This is a genomic window from Streptomyces sp. NPDC003691, from assembly GCF_053981115.1.
The window spans coordinates 67,616-87,693 of the sequence record NZ_JBSFNQ010000006.1; the positions used below are offsets into that span (position 1 = coordinate 67,616).

Genomic DNA, 20,078 nt, shown 5'->3' on the forward strand with positions numbered 1-20,078 from the left:
GGGAGTGCGGGGGACGCCCGGCCGGGCCGGGGCGGCGAGTCCGGGGGGCTTCCCCGGACAACGCCGGCGGCAGCCCCCGCGGCGGACGGGTGGGCCGAGCCCGGCCGGGACTCCGTGGTCCCCGAGTACGGCGCCGGGCATCCACCGGGCGCGGAGGGCGGTCCCGTACCCCTGCCCGCGGAGGGCCCCGGGAGCACCTTGCCGGGAGGCGGACCGGTGCCCGGGGGCGGGCGGGCCGGTGCCTCCGGCGCGGAGGACGGTCCCGTACCCCCGCCCGCCGACGGCCCCGCAAGCCCCCTGCCGGGACACGGCCCCGCGGCCGTACGCGGCTACCGCCATCCCTCCCTCCCCCTCGGCTCCTCCGGCGCGCGCGGCCGGGCGGAGGCGCTGCGGCGCAGGCGGCGCGGCTGCTGCGTGGTCGCCCCGATCGTGCTGCACGGCCGGGCCTGGGGCGAGCTGTACGTGGCCCGGCCGGTCGGCGCGCCGGTCTTCGGGCGCGACGAGGCCCACTTCGCCACTGTTCTCGCGGCCGTCGTCGCCGCGGGCATCGCCCAGACCGAACGGCTGGAGGAGGTACGGCGGCTGGCCTTCACGGACCCGCTGACCGGGCTTGCCAACCGGCGGGCGGTGGACACCCGGCTCGACGAGGCACTGGAGCGGCACCGGGCCGACGGCACGGTCGTGAGCCTGGTCGTCTGCGACCTCAACGGGCTGAAGCGGGTCAACGACACTCATGGCCATGCCGTGGGCGACCGTCTGCTGGAACGGTTCGGCTCGGTGCTGTCGCTGTGCGGGGCGATGCTGGAGGACGCGCTCGCCGCGCGGCTGGGCGGGGACGAGTTCTGTCTGGTGTGCGTCGGCCCCGAGGCCGACGAGGTGGTCCGGGCCGCCGACGAACTCTGTGTCCGCGCCGCGGAGCTGGAACTGGGGGAAGGGGTCGCCTGCGGGGTCGCCTCCACGGGGGACCCGATCGGCCGGGTCCGCACGGCCCGGCGGCTGTTCCGCCTCGCGGACGCCGCCCAGTACCGGGCGAAGGCGGCCCGTGCGGCCAAGCCGGTGGTGGCGGGACGCGACGGCGCGGTGCTGCGGCTCGCGGACGCCCCGCAGGGCCGGCACCCCCAGGAACGCCGCCGCTTCCGCGGCACGTCCCCCGCCTCCCCGGCCCCCGGCCCCCCGGCCCCCGGCGGTTCCGGGCCGTCCGGCTCCCCGGAACCTCACGGTGCCCCCGGCGGGGCCCCCGCCTCCCCGGCGCCCGGTGGCGAAACGTGCCCGCCCGGCACGTCGTAGGCCGTGCAACACGACTGGTGACATACGTCAATTCAATCCGTACGCTGCTGAATATGGATATGCATACCGTCGTGGTGGGGACGTCCGGTACCAGCTCCGCCGATGTCGTCGCCGTCGCCCGGCACGGCGCCCGCGTCGAGATCTCCCCCGAGGCCGCGGCCGCGCTCGCCGCCGCCCGCTCCGTCGTGGACGCGCTCGCCGCCAAGCCCGAGCCCGTGTACGGCGTCTCCACCGGGTTCGGCGCCCTCGCCACCCGCCATATCGGACCGGGGCTGCGCGCCGCGCTCCAGCGGAACATCGTGCGCTCGCACGCCGCCGGGATGGGCCCGCGGGTGGAGCGGGAGGTGGTCCGGGCGCTGGTGTTCCTGCGGCTGAAGACGCTCTGCTCCGGACATACCGGCGTACGGCCCGAAATCGCCCGCACCATGGCGGCCGTGCTCAACGCCGGAATCACCCCGGTCGTCCACGAGTACGGCTCCCTCGGCTGCTCCGGCGACCTCGCGCCGCTCGCCCACTGCGCCCTCGCGCTGATGGGCGAGGGGGACGCCGAAGGCCCCGACGGGCAGGTACGGCCCGCCGCCGAACTGCTCGCGGCCCACGGCATCGCCCCGGTCGAACTCCGCGAGAAGGAGGGGCTCGCACTCCTCAACGGCACCGACGGCATGCTCGGCATGCTGGTCCTGGCCCTCGACGATCTGCGGCGGCTCTACACCAGCGCCGACATCACGGCCGCGCTCAGCCTCGAAGCCCTGCTGGGCACCGAGCGGGTCCTCGCGCCCGAACTCCACGCCATCCGCCCGCACCCCGGCCAGTCCGTCGCCGCCGCCAATATGGCGGCCGTACTGAAGGGTTCCGGACTCACCGGCCACTACCAGCAGGACGAGGCCCCGCGGGTCCAGGACGCCTACTCGGTACGGTGCGCACCCCAGGTCGCGGGCGCCGGGCGGGACACCCTGGAGCATGCCCGGCTGGTCGCCGAGCGCGAACTCGCGGCCGCCGTGGACAATCCGGTGGTCCTCCCCGAGGCGGGCCGGGTGGAGTCCAACGGCAACTTCCACGGTGCGCCCGTCGCCTATGTCCTGGACTTCCTCGCCATCGCCGCCGCGGACCTCGGCTCCATCGCCGAGCGCCGCACCGACCGGCTTCTCGACAAGAACCGGAACCACGGCCTGCCGCCCTTCCTCGCCGACGACCCGGGCGTCGACTCGGGGCTGATGATCGCCCAGTACACCCAGGCCGCGCTGGTCTCGGAGCTGAAGCGGCTCGCCGTCCCGGCGTCCGTCGACTCCATCCCGTCCTCCGCGATGCAGGAGGACCATGTCTCCATGGGCTGGTCGGCGGCGCGCAAACTGCGGACCGCCGTGGCGGCGCTCGGCCGGATCGTCGCGATCGAGCTGTACACGGCGGCCCGGGCGATCGAACTGCGGGAGGGGCTGGTCCCCGCCCCCGCGTCCGCCGCGGCCGTGGCGGCCCTGCGCGGTGCCGGGGTCGCCGGTCCCGGACCGGACCGGTTCCTGGCGCCCGATCTGGCGGCGGCCGAGACCTTCGTCCGGGACGGCGGGCTGATCGCGGCCGTGGAGCCGGTCACCGGACCACTGGGCTGACCGCCGGAATTCACCGGAGCGAAGATCCCGGAACGGCGCCGGACGCGGGCCCGCCACCGGCGCGAAGACCCCGGCGAAGATTCCGGCGGAGATTCCGGCGAAGGCCCCGGGACGGCTCCCGGGGCCCGGTGGATCAGCCGGCGGCCGAATCCGCGGTGGAGCGGCCGCGCCGTACGGCATAGGTGACGAAGGCGATGCCCACCCCGAGGAAACCGGCACCACCCAGGAGGTACGGGGTGGTGTCGATGCTGCCCGTTTCGGCCAGGCGCAGTGGTGCACCCACCGCGCTCGCCGGGTCCGCGCTCGTGCTGTACGCCCGCTCGGCCGGGGGCCGTTCGCTGGTCGCGTTCGCGGACGGGACGAACCACAGCGCACAGAGCAAAGACCCGGCTGCTGCGGCGGTCACCAGTGGTCGGGGGGCAAGGGACACGGACGCGATCCTCCTTGAGGCATCGTCGAGTTGAGGGTGTGTCGAGCGGTGCGCCGATGCTAGTGAACCGCCGCCCCCGGACGAAATCGGGTCCCCCGGGGCGGTGTTGACGGTCCCGCCGCCCTCGGGAGCCCCGCCCCGGAGCGGCTTGCGGACAGCGGTCGCCCATGGTGAGGTGTCCATGACTCTCTGCTGCCACTGCCGGGTCCGGTCCCGGCGGCGGAGGGTCCGCTCCGGTTCCGGTTTCCGGCCCGGTGCCGATTCCGGTCTGTACCGTGGAAGCCGTACCCACCTCAGGTGGGCCGTCCCGGCCGGGGCGTACGGTGGCCCTCGGGGCGGCGCGCACGGCAGGGACCGTGCAGGCCGCACGGCCCCTCCGGGTCCGCGCCGGACCGATCGCGAGTGGTGTGCGCCACATCGCCGAAAAGCCGACGACAGCTGGAACCAAAACCCTCGGAATGATGTGTTCCCCGGAGTCCGGTTCATGGGGACAGGGGACAGGCGACGATGGAGATGCGTGTGATGACGGACAGCAAGCGGCGCAGGGGTCTGATGGTCGCGTCCGCTGTGCTCGGTGGTGTGATGGTCCTCTCCGCGTGCAGCGGCGACGGCGACAAGAACGGCGGCAGCAGCGACCCCGGCAAGAAGCCCCAGGCCCAGGTCGACGAGGCGGCCGCGAAGCAGGTCTCGAAGGCCCGAATAGCCATCGAGCCCAAGAACGGCACCGCGAACGCCGGCATCAACAACGCCAAGGTCACCGTCGTCGACGGCACCCTGACCGAGGTCAAGATGGTCACCTCGGAGGGGAAGCCGGTCGAGGGCGCCATCGCGGGCGACGGGAAGAGCTGGGCCCCCGCCAAGCCGCTCAAGCGCTCCACCACGTACAAGGTCACCGCTTCCGCCAAGGACGACAAGGGCCTGGTCGCCTTCGAGAACGGCTCCTTCACCACCGTCTCGCCGGGCAACAGCTTCATCGGCCGGTTCACGCCGGAGGACGGGCAGACCGTCGGCGTCGGCATGCCGGTGTCGATCAACTTCGACAAGCCGGTCAAGAACCGGAAGGCCGTCCAGGCCGGGATCACGGTCACCTCCACCAGCGGCCAGGAGATCGTCGGCCACTGGTTCCACTCGCAGCGCCTCGACTTCCGCCCCGAGCAGTACTGGCAGGAAGGCACCACCGTCACCCTGAAGCTGGCCCTCGACGGCGTCGAGGGCGCGCCGGGCGTCTTCGGTGTCCAGCAGAAGACCGTCACCTTCAAGATCGGCCGCAATCAGGTCTCCACGGTCGACGCCAGCGCCAAGACGATGGTCGTGACCCGGGGCGGCAAGACCATCCGGACCATCCCGATCTCCGCGGGCGCCCCCGCCACCCCGACCTACAACGGCCAGATGGTGATCTCCGAGAAGTTCAAGGAGACCCGGATGAACGGCGCCACCGTCGGCTTCACGGACGACGACGGCCAGGGCGAGTACGACATCAAGGACGTGCCGCACGCCATGCGGCTCTCCACCTCGGGCACCTTCCTCCACGGCAACTACTGGGGCGCCGACTCCATCTTCGGCAAGCAGAACACCAGCCACGGCTGCGTCGGCCTCAACGACACGAAGGGCGCCGGCGACCCCAACCAGCCCGGCGCCTGGTTCTACAACGCTTCGATGATCGGTGACGTCGTCATCGTGAAGAACTCCAAGGACAAGACGATCAAGCCGGACAACGGTCTGAACGGCTGGAACATGGACTGGACGGCCTGGAAGGCCGGCTCGGCGGCCTGATCCGGGCCGACGGCCCCGTACGCGGCAGGCAGGCACGGCAGGTACGGCCCCGTACGGCAGGCAGATACGCCATGTACGGCCCCGTACGGCAGGTACGGCAGGTACGGCAGGTACGGCGCGGCGAAGAAGGGAGGCGGCACCCCACCCGGGGTGCCGCCTCCCGCCGTACTGCCGTGATTCCGGGGCCGGGCCCGGGGCTCAGCAGCCCGGGTCGTCCGTCCACGGCAGCCTCGGCCGGTACGGCGAACCGATCCGGTACTCCCCGGCCTTCCGCACGGTCAGCCGGGTGAACTCCCCGTCCGCCGCCAGACACGCCCCCGGCGCCCGCAGCCACGGCGAGTGCGCCACCCGGACCGTGACCGAACCGGCCGCGGGCATCCGCACCACCAGCTCCGCCCGGTCCTGCCGGACCACCTGAGCGGGCGCGGAGACCAGCGGCACCGCGTCCCGGACCCGGTAGACCGACCAGTGGGCGTCCCGCCACACCCGCTCCAGATACTCCGGCCCGCGGCGCACCAGCGCGGCCTCCTCCTCGGCGGGCCCGTCCGGACGCCCGTGGTGCAGGACGACGAAGCCGACCGCCCAGCGGTCCAGCCAGGCCCGGTACGTCCGCTCGTCCAGCGAACCGTCGTAGAAGAGCCGTCCCCGCTCCACATCCAGCTGCCGGTTCCAGCCGCGGGCCATATTGATGTGCGGGGCGAGCACGGTGGCCTCGCGGTGGTTACGGGCCGGGACCACCTCCACCCGGGTACGGTCGGCGCCCAGCAGCTCCAGCTGCCGCAGCAGCCCGTCGGTCTCCTTCGCCCAGGCCGGGACCTTGTTGGAGACCACCAGGTCGTCCTCGGTCTTGTCGATCAGCCAGTTGGTGTTCAGCGCCACCGCCACCGCCAGTACCAGCGGCGGCAGGACCACCGCGGGCGCCCGCCGCCGCGCGGCCGCCGCCAGGGCCGCCAGACCGCCCGCCGCGGTCACCGACGCGATCAGCGCCGCCAGCAGCACCGGCGGCCCCGCCAGCCCCACCAGCCGCTCCACATTCCGGCCGATCGGCGAGGGGGTGAAGTAGGTCAGTACGGTGCCGAGGGCGTAGATCCCGGCGCCCCAGCGCACCAGCCGCCACTCCCGGTCCCGCGGCGCCGCCAGCACGACCACCGCCGACATCCACAGCGGCATCCAGAGCTTGTTGGTCTGCATGGGCATCTCCCCGTCGAAGGGGAACAGCACCGTCGTGACCCCGACCACCAGGGCCGGGGGCACCAGCAGTGCCGCCGCCGGGCGCCAGTGGCGCTCCAGCAGATACGCGGCGCCCGCGACCACCAGGAAGAGCCCGGCCACCGGGCTCGCCGCGGTCGCCAGCGCCGCCGCCGGGGCGGCGAGCCGGGCCCGCCGTGCCCACAGCAGGGCGACCAGACCGATCGCGACACCCAGCGCGAACGTCGTCCGCCCGGAGGCGATGTTCGCCCAGAGCGCCCCCGCGCCCAGCAGCGAAGGCCAGAGCGGATGGCGCACCCCGCTCCGTACGAAGATCAGCGACAGCACCCAGGTCGCGCCGAGCCCGGCGAGCACCGACACCGCCCGGGTGCCCAGCAGCGCCATCAGCGGCGGGGCGAGCAGGCTGTAGTTCGCGGTGTGGGTGCCGCCGTACCAGGAGAGGTTGTACGCGGCCGAGGGGTGCGCCTCGGCGAAACCGGTCCAGGCCAGCTGGGCCGCGAGATCGCCGCCGCCGGTCGCCAGCCACCCCGCCCACAGCACATAGAACGGCACGGCGGCGGCCGTGACGGCGAGCGGCACCCGCGGAACGGACCACCGCCGCCTGCCGGCGGCCGGGCGCCCGTCACCGCCGGTGCCCGTCCCGGTCCCGGTGTCGGTGTCGTTCGTTATGAGCGCGTCGGCGGCCGTGGTCGGGTCGGCCGCCCGCTGCTGTTCGCTGATCCCCACGCGTACGACCCTAACCGGGTCCCGGGGGTCAGCCCGCCGGGCGCCCGGCCCGCAGCTCCAGCCGCTCCCCGCCGAAGCCGTCGCGGAACCTGCGGTCGTGGGAGACCGCGACCACCGCGCCCGGGTACCGGCCCAGCGCCTCCTCCAGCTCCTCGACCAGGCTCAGCGCCACATGGTTCGTCGGCTCGTCCAGGACCAGCAGATCGGCCGGGAACACCACCAGCCGGGCCAGCGCCAGCCGCCGCTGCTGCCCGACCGAGAGCGCGCCGACCGGCACCGTCAGATCCCCGGATCGGAAGAGACCGAGCCCCAGCAGCTCGTCCGCGTACTCGTCCGGATGGCCGGGGCGGCCCGCGGCGTACGCGGCGAGCAGCGGTTTCTCCCCGGGGCCCGGCGGCAACTCCTGCGGCAGATACCCGACCCGTACCCCGCCGGGCCGGTGCACGGCACCGGCATCCGGCCGCAGCTCCCCGGCGAGGACCCGGAGCAGGGTCGTCTTCCCGGCCCCGTTCGGCCCGGTGACCAGCAGCCGGCTCCCGGCCGCTACCCGGAGCGCGCCGATCCGCAGCCGGTCGCCGACCACGACGCCCGCCAGCTCGGCGACCACGGCGGGCACCGTGTCCCCTGCCGGGGGCGCCGCCGGGTTCGCGGGGGCCGTGCCCGCGGCCGCCGTGCCCGCCGGGGCCGCGCCCGTCGCGTCGGTGCCTGTCGCGTCGGTGCCCGGTGCCGAGGTCGTCATCGCCGCCCGGAACCGCAGCGGCTCCGGCGGGGCCGGGACCGGTTCGCGGCGGAGCCGCTCCAGCCGCTGCCGGGCCGCCCGCACCTGCCCCGACAGCTTCGCCTCGTGCGACCGGCGGTGCTTGCCGAAGCCCTGGCCCGGGTCCCGCCCGGTCGTCGCCAGCCGCCGCCCGGCGGCCGCCACCTGCTCCTCCGTACGCGCCAGCTCGCCGAGGTACTCCTCGTACTCCTGCTCCCAGCGCCGCCGCGCCGCGGCCTTCGCCGTGCGGTAGCCCGCCCAGCCGTCCCCGTAGCGGCGCACCGACCGGGTGTCCCGGTCGACCTCCAGCACCGTGGTGGCGACCCCTTCGAGGAACGCCCGGTCATGGGTGACCGCGACCACCGTGCCGCGGTGCGCCCGCAGCCGGTCCTCCAGCCACTCCACCGCGCGCCGGTCGAGATGGTTCGTCGGCTCGTCGAGCAGCAGCAGCTCCGGACCGGCGGCGAGGACGCAGGCCAGCGCGAGCCGGGCCCGCTCCCCGCCGGAGAGCGTGCCCAGCGTCCGGTCCCGGCCGAGGGAACCGACCCCGAGCCCGTGCAGCGCGGCGTCGACCCGGGCGTCCGCCTCGTAGCCGCCGCGCTCCTCGAAGGCGGTGAGCAGCTCCCCGTAGGCGGCCAGCTCCGCCTCGCCGGGCTCGGCGCCGAGCCGCTCCCCGGCCTCGCCGAGCCGCCGCTCCAGCTCCCGCAGCCCGGCGAGGGCCGCGTCGACGGTGTCCTGGACGGTGTGCCCGGGGCCCAGACCGGGGAAGGTGCGGTCCAGCGTCTGGGCGAGATGCCCGGTGCCGCCGGGCGCCAGGGCGATGATCTCCCCGGTGTCGGGGGCCTCGTCGCCCGCGATCAGCCGGAGCAGGGTGGATTTGCCCGAGCCGTTCTCACCGATGACGGCGGCCCGTTCGCCGGGGCGGACGGTGAAGGACACCTGGTCCAGGACGGGCCGGGTGCCGTAGGCCTTGGCGATGTCCCGGACGGTGAGCTGGGCCCGCCCGGAGGTCATGGAGCCGGAGCCGGAATCCGGACCGGAACCGGAACCCGGACCGGACGGCTCGGAGGGCGCGGGCAGGGTGGATGAGGCGCGTTCGCGCATGGTTCTTTCCCTGAAATGTGGAAGGGAGCGCGGCGGAGGGAGAGAGGGATCAGCCGCGGGAGGGCAGGCGGAAGCGGAACGCCGGCGGAGCGGTCAGTCGCTCGACGCGGCGGCGTCCGTGCCCTCGATCAGAGAAAGAAGTAGTGCTTATGCGATCCCATGCGTCCACGGTAACGGGGGCCGGGCGGACCCGTCGAACGGTTTCCACCCGGCCCCGGCCGGTGCCGCAGGAGGCAGGAGACGGACTACCGGCCCAGATACGCCTGGTGCACGGTGATCACGCTCAGGTTCCCCTGCCGGTCGGTGACCCGGCCGCGCAGGGCCAGTCCCTTCCCCTTCGCCGGGTTGGCGATGGTGACCTTGCCCTGCTTCACGGGGACCTTCCGCCAGGTCTTTCCGCCGTCGTACGACACCTGGACGGCCAGCGCCTTGAGATTGCCTCCGGCGCCGCTGCCCTCCACCGTTACCGGGAAGGTCTGGAACCGGCCCGCCGGAGCGGTGGAGTCCAGGGCCACGGCGGGGGCGAACCGGACCACCGAGAGCGGCAGCCGGGCCCCGGACGGCGCATGCGCGGCGTCGAAGGTCCACCGGCCCTCGACCCGGGTCGCGACCCGGGTGATCCCGGCCGGGCGGGTGACGGTGCTGGCCAGGGTGTATCTCCCCGGAACGGCCGGCATGGTCAGCGCTTCGTCGGAGATCAGGTCGTCCGCCTTCTCGTCGACCGGCTTCCCGTCCCGGTGGAGGGTGGTCCGGGCCGTCGTGTACGGGGCGTCGCCGATATGGCCCCCGCCGTCGGTGTAGAACGGCAGCATTCCCCAGAGCGACTCACCGTCCCGGTAGACCCCCAGGTCGCGGATGATCCGCGGACCGTGGACCCCCGTATTCAGAGCGAAGCGGTACGCCTTCCCGGGGTGGATCGGCTCGTGCCGGGACGTGACGTGGTAGCTCTCGGGCTCTGCCGCGTTCCCCGCACCGAGCTGCTCGTGGACGAACGACCAGCGGACCGGATCGCTCCCGGCGACCTGGAACGAGTACCGGGACGGCGTGTTCCGGGTGGTGCCGAGACCGTTTCCGTAATCGCCCGGCAGTTCGCTGACCACGATGGCCATCGAGGTCTTCCCCGGTGCCGAGGCGCCGAGGCCCAGCGTCACCGGTGAGAATTCTCCCGGCCTGAAGTGCCTGGTCAGGGGTGCGAATCGGGCCGGGGAGCGGTAGTGGGCGACGGCCAGGTCCCCGGCACCGCCCTGCCACATGCCCATCCAGCCCTGCCACGGCCGGTCACCCGGAGCCGCCGCCGGTCCGGCATGCGCCGTACGGAGGTCTGCCGGGCTTTCCGTCCGGAACGCCATGCTGTAGCCGGACGGTTCCAGGCCCCAGGCGGTGATCGCGCCGTTCGGCTTCGCCCGCGGGTCCGGCACGGTGATCCGGCTGGCCCGGGCCTTCCGGGCGTCGAGGACGACGGTCCGGTCCCGGTCCATCTCCAGACGGGGGTAGAGCACCTGGTCGATGCCCTTGGTCTCGTCGCCGCCGACGCTGGTGTAGTGGTCCAGGAAGTAGCGGCCCTTGGGGAGCCGCAGGGTCGCGGTGCCCGAGGACCAGTCGGCCTCGAAGGTCTGGTAGGCGGCGGCCCCGGTCAGACCGGCGATGCCGACAAAGGCGTACGGGTCGGGCTTTCCGTCCCGGGCGAGGGCCCTGACCGTGAGGGAGTACGACTCGGCCTCCCGGTCGACGACGACGGGGGTACGGGCGAGGCCCGTGCCCCCGGCAGACGCGGTGACCACCGCGGTGTAACCACCGTCGCCGCCCGCCGCGATCCGGGTGTCCGCGGTGATGTCGACGCCGGCGGTGCCGCCCGCGGGGACGGTGATCCGGGGCGCGCCGAGGGTGAAGAAACCGTCCGGCGCGGGGGTGCCGCCGGGGCCGGTGGCGCCGGTCAGGGCGAGATCGAGGGTGATGTCCTCGGCTCCCGCGTTGCGGTAGGTCAGCTTCCGGACGGCCGGGGTGTCGTCGTCGTGCGGCCAGGGCTGGGTGCCGAGGGACAGCGATCCGGTCTCGGCGAATACGCTCCCCGTCACCGCCCGGTCGACCGCGATCCGCCCGGCGCCCTGGACGTACGGGCTGCCGGTACCTGGCTTCGCCGAACTCATCAGCGCGGCCTTCAGACGGGCTCCGGTCCAGTCGGGGTGCTGCTGCTTGAGCAGGGCGGCCGCGCCCGCGGCGTGCGGAGTCGCCATCGACGTACCGCTCAGCCCCAGGTATCCGGGCGGGTTCTGGCCCGGGACACCGGCCGCCGCCGCGGCGGTGACGCCGACGCCCGGCGCGGTGACATCGGGTTTGATGCCCTGGTCGCCGAGCCGTGGTCCGCGTGCCGAGAAGTCCGCGACGGTGTCGTTGTCGTCGACCGCGCCGACGGTCAGGGCGGCTTCGGCGCTGCCGGGGGAGTCGACCGACCGCTCGTCGGGCCCGTAGTTGCCCGCGGCGACGGCGAAGAGGATCCCCTTCTGTTCGGAGAGCCGGTTGATCAGGGTCTCGGTGGGGCCGGTACCGGGCCGGTCGGGGCCGCCGAGGCTCATATTGACGATGTCGGCGCCCTGCGCGGCGGCCCATTCGATGCCCGCGAGGATGCCGGACTGGAAGCCCCACCCGTAGTCGTTCAGGACCTTGCCGTTGAGAAGGGCGGCGCCCGGGGCGACGCCCTTGAAACGGGGGTCCTTGGCGCCGGTGCCCGCGGCGGTCGACGCGACGTGCGTACCGTGGCCGTGGCGGTCCCCGGTGCCGCCTGGCATGCCGGTGAAGTCCGCGGCGGCGCGTACCTTGCCCGCGAGGTCGGGGTGGGTGTCGTCGATTCCGGTGTCGAGGACGGCGATGGTGACGCCGGTGCCGTCGTACGAGCGGTCCCAGGCGGCCGGGGCGCCGATCTGCCGGGTGGTTCCGTCGAGGGCGGCCCGGGTGACTCCGTCCAGCCAGATCTTCGCCACACCCGTGGTGGCGGCGGTGGCCCGGGCGCCGTCGCCGGGTCCTGCGGTGAGGGCCCGCCAGAGGGCGCCGGGGTCCGCCGGGGAAGCGGTGAGCGCCTCCGCGTTCAGGGACGGCAGGCTGCGGCCCGCGGTACCGGCCGCCCGGACGCCCTTCCGCGCGGCACCGGCCGCGGATCCGCCGTAGACGACGATCACCCGGAGCCCGTCGCGGTACGCCTTGCGGGCTTCGGGGCGGCCCAGCCCGGTGACGTCGAAGAGGTCCCGGTCCAGCTTTCCGGCGGAGATCAGCCGCTCCGCGTCGAGCGGGACGACGAAGGTGCGCCCCGCGTGCCGCCCGACGCGGACCGGTATCCGCTCGCGCCCCTTCGCCGGGTCCACCCGCAGCACCCGGTCCGCGGCGCCGAGAAGCACCCGGTCTCCGGTGAGCAGGGTGACGGTGTGCAGACCGGCGGTGGGCGGGGTCTGCCCGGCGGCACCCTTCGCGGTGCCCGGTGCCGGGGGCGTTCCGGTGGCGCCGGGGGGTGCGCCGGCAGCGGGCGAGGCGCCCGCCGCCGGTGCGGCCGTACCGGCGACAAGCGCCAGTGCCAGGGCACCGGCGGTGCCCAGGGTCCGTCTCCGGCGCACGCCGCGCCGTCTGTCCCGGTGCCCGTCTCGGTATCCGGCTCCGCATGCGCTGTTGCGACTGCTCATCACACTCCCGGGGGGATGGAGGGTCCGTACGGCGGGGCGCGGCCCGGGGACGGCTCCTCCCCGGGACCGACAACTCCGCTGCTTCTGAGGGGAGTTCAGCAGAAAAGCCGGTGATGGAAGGGGGAACGGGGTCATCACCGCGTCATGACTTCCGGGGTCGGGGCCGTGTACCGGCCCCGGGACGGCGGGTCCGTCGGGACGGAACGGCGGACCCGGGCCGCCCCGCCCCGGACGGCGGCACGGTGCCGCGGCCGGGGCCGTGGTGTCTCCGGACCCGGCCCCGGCCGTATGCCGGCCCGGGCCCGGGCCCGCTCCGGACTACCGGCCCAGATACGCCTGGTGGACCGTGATCACGCTCAGGTTCCCCTGCCGGTCGGTGACCCGGCCGCGCAGGGCCAGGCCCTTCCCCTTCGCCGGGTTGGCGATGGTGACCTTGCCCTGCTTCACGGGGACCTTCCGCCAGGTCTTTCCGTCGTCGTACGAGACGGAGACCCCCAGCGACCGCAGATTGCCGTCCGCCGCGGCCCCTTCGACGGCCACCGGGAAGGTCTGCTTCCGGCCCGCCGGAGCCGTGGAGTCCAGGGCCACGGCCGGGGCGAACCGGACCGTGGAGACCGGCAGCGGGGTCTCCCCCTCCGTACGGGCCGTGGTGAAGGTCCAGCTCCCGGTGATCCGGGCACCGGCCCGGGCGATCGCCGCCGGACGGCTGACGACGGTCGTCAGGGTGTACGTCCCGGCCGCGGCCGGGACGGTCAGCGGCTCGTCCGAGTTGAGGTCGTCGGCCTTCTCGTCGACGATGCGCGCCCCCTGACGGAGCGTGGTCCGCGCGCTCGCGTATCGCGAGTCGCCGATATGCCCGCTGCCGTCGGTGAAGAACGGCATCCTGCCGTAGACCGCGTCACCGTCCCGGTAGACGCCCTGCCAGCCCTGCGGACGGGGCCCGTGGACGGCGGTGTTGAAGTCGATCCGGTACGCCGTCGGGCCCGGGGCGTAACTCCGGTCGGGGGCGTAGAAGTACGTCTCGCCCCCCGGATCACCGGGCTTCGCCAGCTGGTCGTAGTTGAAGCCCCAGGCGGTACCGGCGTTCCCGGCCAGCCGGACCTCGTAGCGGCCGGGTACCTTCCGCTCCACCCACACTCCGGTGGCCTGGCCCGTCGGCATCGCGCCGACCGCGGAGACCTTGCCGGTCCGGCCCGGGGCGGAGGCGCCGAGGCCCACCGAGACCCGGGCGAAGTCGCCCGGCCGGTACTCCTTGGTCAGACCGTCGGCGAACCGGGAGGACTGTGCATAGTGCACGGTGCGGTAGTCGGAGACGGTGCCGCCCCGGGTTTCCTGCCAGAAGCCGATCCAGCCCTGCCACGGCCGGTCGCCGTCGGGCGAGGGCGGCCCGGCGTGCGCGGTGCGGAGCCCGGAGGGGGAGCCGGTGAGGTATTTGGCGGCGTACCCGTACGGCTCCAGACCCCAGTGGAAGGCGGCGGCGACCGGCTGCCCCGCGGCCCCGGGCACGGTGATCCGGGTCGGCCGCGCCGTACGGGCGTCGAGCACGATCGCGGTGTCCCCCGCGACCTCCAGATTGGGGTAGAGCACCTGGTCGGCGCCCTTGCGCTCGTCGCCGTCGACCGTGGTGAAGTGGTCGACGGCATAGCGCCCCTCGGGCAGCCGCAGGGTCGTGCTGCCGGTGGACCAGTCGCCCTCGAAGGTCTGCCCCCGCGCGGGCCCGGTGAGGGCGTGGACGGCGACGACGGCGTACGGGTCGGGCGCGCCGTCGCGGGCGATCGTCCGGATGGTGACGGAGTGCGCCGGGCCCTCCACGGTGACGGCGACGGGGGTACGGATCCCCAGCTCCCCGGCCGTGGCGGTGACCGTCGCGGCGTATCCGCCCTCACCGGCCCCCGCGCCCCGGGTGTCGGCGGTGACGTCCACGGCGGCGGTGCCGCCCGCCGGGACCGTGATCCGGGGCGCGCCCAGGGAGAAGAGACCGGCGGGCGCGGTGGCGCCGCCGGGGCCGGTGGCGCCGGTGACGGCCAGGTCGAGGGTGATGTCCGCGGGGCCGGAGTTGCGGTAGGTCAGCTTCCGGGAGGCGGGGGCCGTGGCGGGGGCGTCGCCGGACCGCGGCAGGGCGCCGAGCGACAGCGACCCGGTCTCGGCGAACACGCTCTGTCCGACGGCCCGGTCGACCGCGATCCGTCCGGCGCCCTGGATGTACGGGCTGCCGGTGCCGGGCTTCGCCGAGCCCATCAGCGCGGCCTTCAGGCGGGCCCCGGTCCAGTCGGGGTGCTGCTGTTTGAGCAGGGCGGCCGCGCCCGCGGCGTGCGGGGCCGCCATCGACGTACCTTCCTGGGTGATATAGCCGGGCGGGTTCTGCGGTTCGGCGCCGGTGGCGGCCGCCGCGGTGACGCCGACGCCCGGCGCGGTGACATCGGGCTTGATGCCCTGGTCGCCGAGCCGCGGTCCGCGCGCCGAGAAATCGGCGATCGTGTCGTTGTCGTCGACCGCGCCGACGGTCAGGGCGGCTTCGGCGCTGCCGGGGGAGTCGACCGTGGCCTCACCGGGCCCGGTATTGCCCGCGGCGACGGCGAAGAGGATCCCCTTCTGCTCGGAGAGCCGGTTGATCAGCGCCTCCAGCGGGCCCGTACCGGCCCGGTCCTGGTTGCCGAGGCTCATATTGACGATGTCGGCGCCCTGGGCGGCGGCCCATTCGATGCCCGCCATGGTGACCGAGTCGTAGCCCTTGCCCCAGTCGTTGAGGACCTTGCCGTTGAGGAGGGCGGCCCCCGGGGCGACCCCCTGGTAGCGGGGGTCCTTGGCGCCGGTGCCCGCGGCGATGGACGCGACGTGCGTGCCGTGGCCGACGATGTCCCGGGTGTCGGGCGCCCCGGTGAAGTTGGCGGCGGCGCGGACCCGGCCCGCGAGGTCGGGGTGGGTGTCGTCGATGCCGGTGTCCAGGACGGCGATGGTGACGCCGGTGCCGTCGTACGAGCGGTTCCAGGCGGCCGGGGCGCCGATCTGCCTGGTCGTCCGGTCCAGACTGGCCTTCACGACTCCGTCCAGCCAGATCTTCGCCACGCCCGCGGTGGCGGCAGTGGCCCGGGCACCGTCGCCCGGTCCGGCGGTGAGGGCCCGCCAGAGGGCCCCCGGGTCCGCCGGGGAAGCCGTGAGTGCCTCCGCGTTCAGGGTCGGCAGGCTCCGCCGTACCGCCGTGCCCTCCGCACCCCGTACGCCGGCCTTCGCGGCCGCGGCCGACGGACCGGCGTAGGTGACGATCACCTTGAGGCCGTCGCGGTACGCGGCGAGGGCCTCCGGCCGGCTCAGCGCGGTGATGTCGAAGAGGTCCCGGTCCAGCTTTCCGGCGGTGATCAGCCGCTCGGCGTCCAGCGGTACGGCATGGGTACGGTCCCCGCGCCGGACGACCCGCACGGGTATATGCCCGCGCCCCTCGGCCCGTTCGACACCGAGGACCTCGCCCCGGCCGTCGATCCGGACCCGGTCGCCGGTCAGCAGGGTGACGGTGCGGACGGAACGGTCGGCCGCCCCGGCAGCCGGTTCCTGCCCGGCTGCGGGCAGTGCTGCGGGCAGTGCGGCGGGTGGTACGGCGGGTGGTGTCGGGACGGCGGGTGCCGGACCCGCCGTCCCCAGGGTGAGGGCCGCGGCGGCCAGGGCCGCCGTCGTACCGAAGGCCCGTCTTCTCCGGCTGCTTTCCGGGCCGTCCGGCTGTCGCTGAATATGCACATCGTCCCCTGCGGCAAAAGGAATTCGGATGGGACCGCCGGATTTCCCGTGGGGTGGAAACACCGGCCTGCGGGGGACGTTAGGTGATCGAATCAGGGGCGGGACATACCCCGTAACGCATTCGTGATCATGGGCGGGGCGGACCCGGGACGGCCGCCGGGCAGCGCCAACCCGCCGGAGCCCCAGGGCTGTTCGGGGCTCCGGCGGGTCGTGGCGCCGGTCGTCGGTGCGGGCCGTTCAGAGGAGTTCGGTCACTTCCCCAGATAGGCGTTCAGAATGCGTACCGACGCCTTGTTGCCCTTCTTGTCGGTGAGGGACGCCCGGAGCGCGATGCCCTTGCCCTTGGCCGGGTTCTTCACCGTGATCTTCCCGTTCTTCACGGTGACCTTCTGCCACTTCTTACCGGAGTCGTACGACACCGACACGCTCAGCGACTTCAGGTTCTTTCCGGCGGCCGGGCCCTGGACGGTGACCGGGAAGGTCTGCGTCCGGCCGGCCGGGGCGGTGGAGTCGAGCGCGACGGCCGGGGTGAACCGGACCGCGGACAGCGGCAGGATCTCGTACTCGCCGGTGGGCCGGGCCGAGGTGAAGGTCCAGGAGCCGTCGACCCTGGTCCCCACCTTGCTCACCCCGGGCGACCGGGTCGCGGTCGCCTTGAGCGTGTACTCCGCGCGCTGCGCCGGCAGGTTCTCCACCTCGATGCCGAACGGCACCTGCTCGTACCGGCCGATCAGCTGCGAGCCGCGGTGGAACGTGGTCAGGGCCGAGGTGTGCGCCGCTTCGTAGGCGGCGTTGCCGTAACCGTCGGAGAACAGCGGCAGATAGGTCCGGAACGTGTCCCCCACCCGGGCCATGCCGTCGTAGTCGTCCCGCACCGAGGGCCCGTGGGCCGCAGTGTTGAAGTCGATCCGGTACGTCTTGCCCGCCTTGAACGTGCGGGGGTCGGACATATGTGCCGTTTCGGCGGCATCATCGGAGCCCGGAGCGGGCAGCTGGTCGAACTCCTGCCTCCAGCGGGTGCCCTGTCCGGCGGTCACAAAGGCGGTCCGACGGGTCTGCGCGGACTGGGTGGCGTAGGCGCCGACGCCCCAGAAATCCGGATGGGCAGGGTAGCCGAAGCTGATGAAGGCGCCGCCTTTCCCGGGGACGGAGGCGCCCAGTCCGGCGTTGACCTTGGCGAAGTCGGTCGCGCGGTAGTGCTTGGTGAAGCCGGTCGGGATGCGGTCGGCCTTGGCGTAGTGGACGGTGTTGTACTCCGTCCCGGCCCGGTTCCAGCTGCCGTGCAGGCTGTACGCCAGACCGCCGCCGCCGGTGACGGCGGGGCCGATATGGGCGGTCCGCAGCTTCTTGAAGTCCTCCAACATGACCAGGCCGCCGGCCATGTCGCCGTTCCTGGTCACCAGGTACTGGAGGGTGCCGCTGACCGGCCGCGTCTTCGCGTCGGGCACGGTGATGCCGAGCGGTTTGGTCTTCCGCGCGTCGAGGACGGCGGTGGTCTTCCCGGTCAGCTCCAGCTGCGGCTGGACCATCACGTCCAGCGGGTCGTTCAGGGTGCCGCGGGACATCCCGCTGAGCGTGTAGCTGCCCTTGGGCAGCCGCACGGTCCGCTCCCCCGCGGAGAGGTCGAGCGGGAGGTACAGGTTGTCCACCGCGCCGCCGAGGCCGACCAGGGTGGCCGAGGCGTTCGGGTCGGCCGCGCCGTCCCGGCCGAGCGCCTTGACGGTGATCTCGTACGACTCCGGCTCACGGTGCACGGCGGCGGCGGTGCGGATCACCGTGCCGTCGGTGCCGGTGGCCACCACGGTGGCCTGGTAGGTGCCGTCGGCGGTGCCGGGCACCCGGATGTCGGAGGTCACGTCGACGGCGGCGGTGCCGCCCGCGGGAACGGTGATCCGCCGGGAGCCGAGGGTGAAGAGGCCGTCGGGGGCGGCCGCGCCGCCCGGCCCCTTCGCCTCGGTCAGCGCGAGGTCGAAGGAGACGTCGGCCGTCCCGGTGTTGCGGTACGTCAGCCGCTCGGTGGCGGGCGCCGCGTCGTCGTGGGGCCACTGATGGGTGCCGAGCGCCAGCGACGCGGGCTCCGCGACGACGGACCCGGCCACCGCCCGGTCGACGGCTATCCGGCCGGTGCCCTGGGTGAAGACGTCGTACGGTCCCGGCTTCGCCGAACCCGCCAGGGCCGCCTTGATACGGGCCCCGGTCCAGTCCGGGTTCCGCTGCTTGAGCAGCGCCGCCGCGCCCGCCGCGTGCGGGGCCGCCATGGATGTGCCGGCCATGTCCGTGTAGCCGGGCGGGTTCTGCGGCCCGGTGCCGGCGGCCGCGGCCGCCGTAACGGCCACCCCGGGTGCCGTGACGTCCGGCTTGATGCCGCCGTCGCCGAACCGCGGGCCGCGGCTGGAGAAGTCGGCGATCACGTCGTTGCCGTCGACGGCGCCGACGGTCAGCGCGCCCGTCGCGGTGCCCGGGCTGCCGAGCGAGGAGCTGCCCGGACCCGAGTTGCCCGCCGAGATCGCGAAGAGCACGCCCTTCTCCGCGGCGTACTTGTCGACCAGCGCCTCCACCGGGTCGGTGCCGGGGCTGTCGTCCCCGCCGAGGCTCATATTGACGACATCGGCGCCCTGGGCCACCGCCCAGTCGATCCCCGCCATCACACCGGACCAGGTGCCGCCGCCCCAGTCGTCGAGGACCTTGCCGTTGATCAGTGTCGCCCCGGGGGCCACGCCCTTGTGGGTCCCACCCGACTTGGCCCCCGTACCGGCCGCGGTCGACGCCACATGGGTGCCGTGGCCGTTGCGGTCCTTGGCATCCCCCTCGGGGGTGAAGTTCTGCTCGGCGGCGACCTTGCCCGCGAGGTCGGGGTGGCTGTCGTCGATACCGGTGTCCAGCACCGCGATCTTGACCCCGGTGCCGTCGTACCGGGATTCCCAGGCGGCGGGCGCTCCGATCTGCTTGGTCGTCCGGTCCAGACGGGCCTTCACGACCCCGTCCAGCCAGACCTTCCGGACACCGGCGGTGGCGACGGCCCGGCCGTCCGCCGCGGTGTCGGTGAGCGCCGCCCAGAGCGCGTTCGCCCGCCCGGGCGCCGCGGTGAGCGCCTCCGCGCCCGCCCCGGACAGGGCCTTGCGGGCCTTCGTACCGCCCGAGGCCCGGACCGCGGCCTTCGCCTTCGCGGCGGAGGAACCCCCGTACGAAACGATGACCTTCACCCCGCCGCGATAGGCCCGGCGGCTCTCGGGCGTGCTCAGCGCGGTGATGTCGAACAGCTTCCGGTCGACCTTCCCGGCGGCGATCAGCCGCTGGGCGTCGTGCGGCACGACATAGGTGCTCCGCCCCACGCGCAGCGACTCGAAGGCGATCCCTTCCCGCCCCTTCGCCCGCTGGACCCCCATGACCTGCCCGCCGGGCCCGACGAGCACACGGTCCCCGGTGACAAGGGTGACGGTTTGCGAGCCCCCGCCCTTGGGACCGCCCTCGGCCGCCCCCTGGCCCCCCGCTGCCCCACCCGGCGGAGCGGCCCCCGCTCCCACGGTCAGTGCCATGCCCGCGGTAACGGCCACGGCAATGCTCAATGATCTTCCGACGCGACTGCGCATACAGCCCCCTGAAGACGTTGGAACACCCGCGCTTGCGGGTGTTCCGGGGGAGTATGGCTACGGGTGTTGTTATCACTCAATGAAGTGACGGCGGTTGCCTATGATTCGGACAGATTCCCGATTCATTTCCCTGACGGTAAATCAAGTCGCATACATGACAGGGGAATTGGGGTCACTCGAAGGCGACCGACGGCGCCGTCG

Annotated in this window: 8 protein-coding genes and 1 pseudogene; 3 read left to right on the forward strand and 6 right to left on the reverse strand. The window is 73.9% G+C overall.

Going from position 1 to position 20,078, the window contains the following annotated elements:
- Positions 1 to 240: 240 nt before the first annotated feature.
- Together ACWDR0_RS05050 and hutH are read left to right on the forward strand one after the other, a co-directional pair.
- Positions 241 to 1,287: pseudogene (locus ACWDR0_RS05050) on the forward strand (GGDEF domain-containing protein); the annotation flags it as partial.
- Between the two features lie 59 nt (positions 1,288 to 1,346).
- Entirely contained in the window at positions 1,347 to 2,891 is a 1,545-nt protein-coding gene (gene hutH / locus ACWDR0_RS05055; RefSeq protein ID WP_456350297.1) for a histidine ammonia-lyase, read from the forward strand.
- Positions 2,892 to 3,024: 133 nt separating this feature from the next.
- On the opposite strand, the gene ACWDR0_RS05060 is transcribed toward hutH, so the two are convergent.
- Entirely contained in the window at positions 3,025 to 3,321 is a 297-nt protein-coding gene (locus ACWDR0_RS05060) for a hypothetical protein (protein WP_456350225.1), read from the reverse strand.
- A gap of 507 nt (positions 3,322 to 3,828) precedes the next feature.
- Here ACWDR0_RS05060 and ACWDR0_RS05065 point away from each other — a divergent pair.
- On the forward strand, positions 3,829 to 5,094 hold the full coding sequence (locus tag ACWDR0_RS05065; protein WP_456350226.1) for a L,D-transpeptidase: 1,266 nt from the start codon (positions 3,829 to 3,831) through the stop codon (positions 5,092 to 5,094).
- Between the two features lie 198 nt (positions 5,095 to 5,292).
- Here the strand turns inward: ACWDR0_RS05065 and ACWDR0_RS05070 are convergent, their stop codons facing one another.
- The 5 genes from ACWDR0_RS05070 to ACWDR0_RS05090 all read right to left on the reverse strand — a co-directional run bounded on the left by ACWDR0_RS05070 (position 5,293) and on the right by ACWDR0_RS05090 (position 19,700).
- Positions 5,293 to 6,882, reverse strand: a complete 1,590-nt coding sequence (locus ACWDR0_RS05070) for a hypothetical protein (RefSeq protein WP_456350298.1) — start codon at positions 6,880 to 6,882, stop codon at positions 5,293 to 5,295.
- Positions 6,883 to 7,057: 175 nt separating this feature from the next.
- Complete coding sequence (locus tag ACWDR0_RS05075) at positions 7,058 to 8,800, reverse strand: ABC-F family ATP-binding cassette domain-containing protein (RefSeq protein WP_456350299.1); 1,743 nt, start codon at positions 8,798 to 8,800, stop codon at positions 7,058 to 7,060.
- Positions 8,801 to 9,135: 335 nt separating this feature from the next.
- Complete coding sequence (locus ACWDR0_RS05080) at positions 9,136 to 12,492, reverse strand: S8 family peptidase (RefSeq protein WP_456350227.1); 3,357 nt, start codon at positions 12,490 to 12,492, stop codon at positions 9,136 to 9,138.
- A gap of 384 nt (positions 12,493 to 12,876) precedes the next feature.
- Positions 12,877 to 16,287, reverse strand: coding sequence for a S8 family peptidase (locus ACWDR0_RS05085; RefSeq protein ID WP_456350228.1), 3,411 nt, complete (start codon positions 16,285 to 16,287; stop codon positions 12,877 to 12,879).
- Positions 16,288 to 16,538: 251 nt separating this feature from the next.
- Complete coding sequence (locus ACWDR0_RS05090) at positions 16,539 to 19,700, reverse strand: S8 family peptidase (protein WP_456350229.1); 3,162 nt, start codon at positions 19,698 to 19,700, stop codon at positions 16,539 to 16,541.
- Positions 19,701 to 20,078 lie beyond the last annotated feature (378 nt).

Excerpts from the sequence above, each read along its gene's own strand:
- hutH (WP_456350297.1), top strand. The coding sequence starts at position 1,347 with ATGCATACCGTCGTGGTGGGGACGTCCGGTACCAGCTCCGCCGATGTC.
- ACWDR0_RS05065 (WP_456350226.1), top strand. The coding sequence starts at position 3,829 with ATGGAGATGCGTGTGATGACGGACAGCAAGCGGCGCAGGGGTCTGATG.
- ACWDR0_RS05075 (WP_456350299.1), bottom strand. The coding sequence starts at position 8,800 with ATGACCTCCGGGCGGGCCCAGCTCACCGTCCGGGACATCGCCAAGGCC.